The sequence below is a fragment of the Pseudoalteromonas sp. Z1A8 genome (assembly GCF_011378855.1).
In the GTDB taxonomy this organism is placed as follows: domain Bacteria; phylum Pseudomonadota; class Gammaproteobacteria; order Enterobacterales; family Alteromonadaceae; genus Pseudoalteromonas.
The window spans coordinates 1-2,761 of the sequence record NZ_WTLB01000110.1; the positions used below are offsets into that span (position 1 = coordinate 1).

Genomic DNA, 2,761 nt, shown 5'->3' on the forward strand with positions numbered 1-2,761 from the left:
TAAAAAGCAATCAATTGAAAATAGTAGAATACGTTCCTAGAAAGAGTAATTCTACAGCCTCAACGCCTCACTAAGAGGCAAATAATAGTTGGTTAAAATAAGCGACGCAGGAGCAAAAACCAACTGTTATTTGTCCTGCTTTAGTGACTTGTTATGTGCCTTATTTAACTCGATACCTGAATAATACAAGGTTATCTAAAACAAGATTGCTTGACCAAATAAATGAAGCACCAGAACCTGAGAACTGTTCTTGGAAATTCATATAAGCTTTCTTATTATTAACACCAATTTCATCTTCCGTAAATTCCACTGAATTTGGCCAAGATAAGTAACTTTCGTTTAATTTCCAATTTACTGGGATATCCCAATGTAACGAATAGGTCTCAATATACTTATCCGCACCATTGGTACTGCATTTTGTTGTTAAACGCTGATCTCCTATTTCTTTAGCACACTTCAGATCATAAACAGGAGAGGTATAAAAAGTTTGAGCTGACCATTTAGAATTGGTTTTCGTACCATCTGAGAAGCTTGCAATAAAGCCACCGTCTCCAGGGTGAAAACGTTTACCACGGTTATCTTCACTACCCAAGCCTGAATTTTCTTCCCAATCAACAACTTTGATTGCTATATCATATGGCTTTTTAACTTTAAATTTCACGATATTGGAATTAAAAGGAGTAAAAGGTATAGGATCCACGGCTATTAACTTACCGTTTATAAATAATTCAAAGTAATTATCTGCAAATATGTACCCTGTAATAACTTCCCCATCTTTATCTACTTCTATGATAGGTACGGACGACAAGTTAACCTCAGATAAAGATTTTGGGGTTACCTTCGAGCATTCATTATAAAGGTCTGTGGCAAAATTCTTTTGTTCATATTGAACCTTTGCAGGAACAAGATATTCAATATTATCATATTTTTTAATGCCGACTGGAGACGGACGTGAACGTCCGTTTTTACAGGTAAATAACGTTGAAACGTTGACTTCAGCCTCACCTTTAATTACATGAGCAGTCCCAGCATAATCACTAGAACTAGCTGATGACGAAAAACTTAACATAGTAAATAACGATAGTACCGAAAATTTAATTTTAATATTCATAAATATTCCCATATATAGAAGAGCCAAAGCATAGGCACATAACGAGACTGTAGAATAACTCCAACAGCCAAATTCAATTAAAAAAGCGAGCTCCTGTAGTTAACTCTAAGCGTTTTTAAAGCATTAGGTAATGCATTTGGAACCCATAAAACAGGCTGTTTTTCTTAAAAATGAGTAATTCTACAGCCTCAAACGCCCACATTAAGCGGACTAAAATTGTGTGCCAAACTTGTTGAGGAACGAAACATGGCACACTGTTTTAGTTCCGTTTAAATTGACTTGTTAGCTGGTATACGGCTCATAACTAATAAGCCTCGTGTACTAGCGACAAAAATCTTTTTGTATATCTTCCCTTTCATCGCACTTAGGGCAATAATCTTGACTTCTATCTGGTCTTTTAACATAAGTTCGCCTTCCTCTAGAAACCCATCTTATGTTATTACTTAAATTTTGCTTGCTCTCTATTAACACTTCAAGGTTTGGTTTACAGAGTTTCAATATGTGGACAAGCATATCAACTTTTGACTTTTCAGCTCTTCCACCAAACCTTACTGATTTGATAGTTATTAGCAAAAACTTTTTTTCTCCAACAATTAAACATCGACTTTCAGCTTCATACTTCCAAGGCTTTTCTTTATACAGTAGGATTTCTGCTGCCTTATCCATTGATATATGCTTTTCTGTTATTGAAGGTTTTTTTAAATATGAGACTTTATGAAAAATTTGGTTTTCTAATAATTGAAACTCAACAACACAACCCCTAGCTCCATCGGCGTAATGCGACCACATTAAGGGGCTGTCTTTATCCCTACTAAAGCAGACTATTCTGAATTTCTTTATTAACTCTTCCCACTCTTGTTCTTTTTCTTTAGGAATAGTCCCATCTACCTTTACAACACCTTCCATAGGATCATTTAGTTCATGATGACTTGCCGCATATATTCTTTCTTTGATAATCAAATCAAGTAGAAATTCAAAATTATCAAGTGATTTATATTTGTAGAAGGTTTGTAATTTCTGCACGACAACTCCAATTCTAAGTTTCCAGCTAACGCCTCATTAAGAGGGAATTTATAGTTGGCTAAAATGTTGAACGCAGTGAAAACAGCCAACTGTAAATTTTCCTGCTTTAATGACTTGTTAGCTGCGCATTTCGTCTAGTTTTGAAACCAGTTCTTTTAATTGAGGAATTTCAATTTTTTTACCGCTATAGGAGCTTTTAGCTTTATTAAAATATGGTTTTGCCTTGGAATCACTACCAGCCTTTTCGTGTAGTAAGCCTATTCTTAGATAAGTAAATGACAAGTTATTTGGCCCAAGCTTGGAACTAGTGCTATCTGATTCTAGGATTCTTGCTAGAGCTTGAAGTGCGTAAAGTCCACTTTCAATAGAGCCTTGTATGTATTGAGTATGAGCTAATTCAATTTCTTTTTTAAGATAATCAGAAGAAATCTCATTCGCAATAGAAACTGATGAAACTACAGAGCCTAACGTAAATAGGCCTAATTTGATCATTTTGTTCATTTTAATATCCTTATAGATTGAAATATGCCGCAATTTTCTGTGCAGCTAACGAGCCTGTAGATTAACTCGTTTTAAAATTTGTTTTATTGATAAACAAACCATAGCTGAGTTCCTATTTTGGTTCAA

The 2,761-nt window shown here is 34.7% G+C and carries 3 protein-coding genes; all 3 read right to left on the reverse strand.

Going from position 1 to position 2,761, the window contains the following annotated elements:
• Positions 1 to 160: 160 nt before the first annotated feature.
• The gene (locus tag GQR55_RS19800; protein ID WP_165729605.1) at positions 161 to 1,111 is read right to left on the reverse strand and encodes a hypothetical protein; all 951 of its coding nucleotides are present in this window, start codon (positions 1,109 to 1,111) and stop codon (positions 161 to 163) included.
• A gap of 321 nt (positions 1,112 to 1,432) precedes the next feature.
• Positions 1,433 to 2,134: a DUF2971 domain-containing protein gene (locus GQR55_RS19805; protein ID WP_166421944.1), complete on the reverse strand. Its 702-nt coding sequence runs from the start codon at positions 2,132 to 2,134 to the stop codon at positions 1,433 to 1,435.
• A 117-nt stretch (positions 2,135 to 2,251) separates the two neighbouring features.
• Positions 2,252 to 2,635, reverse strand: coding sequence for a hypothetical protein (locus GQR55_RS19810; RefSeq protein ID WP_165729621.1), 384 nt, complete (start codon positions 2,633 to 2,635; stop codon positions 2,252 to 2,254).
• Between the last annotated feature and the right edge of the window lie 126 nt (positions 2,636 to 2,761).

Excerpts from the sequence above, each read along its gene's own strand:
- GQR55_RS19800 (WP_165729605.1), bottom strand. The coding sequence starts at position 1,111 with ATGAATATTAAAATTAAATTTTCGGTACTATCGTTATTTACTATGTTA.
- GQR55_RS19810 (WP_165729621.1), bottom strand. The coding sequence starts at position 2,635 with ATGAACAAAATGATCAAATTAGGCCTATTTACGTTAGGCTCTGTAGTT.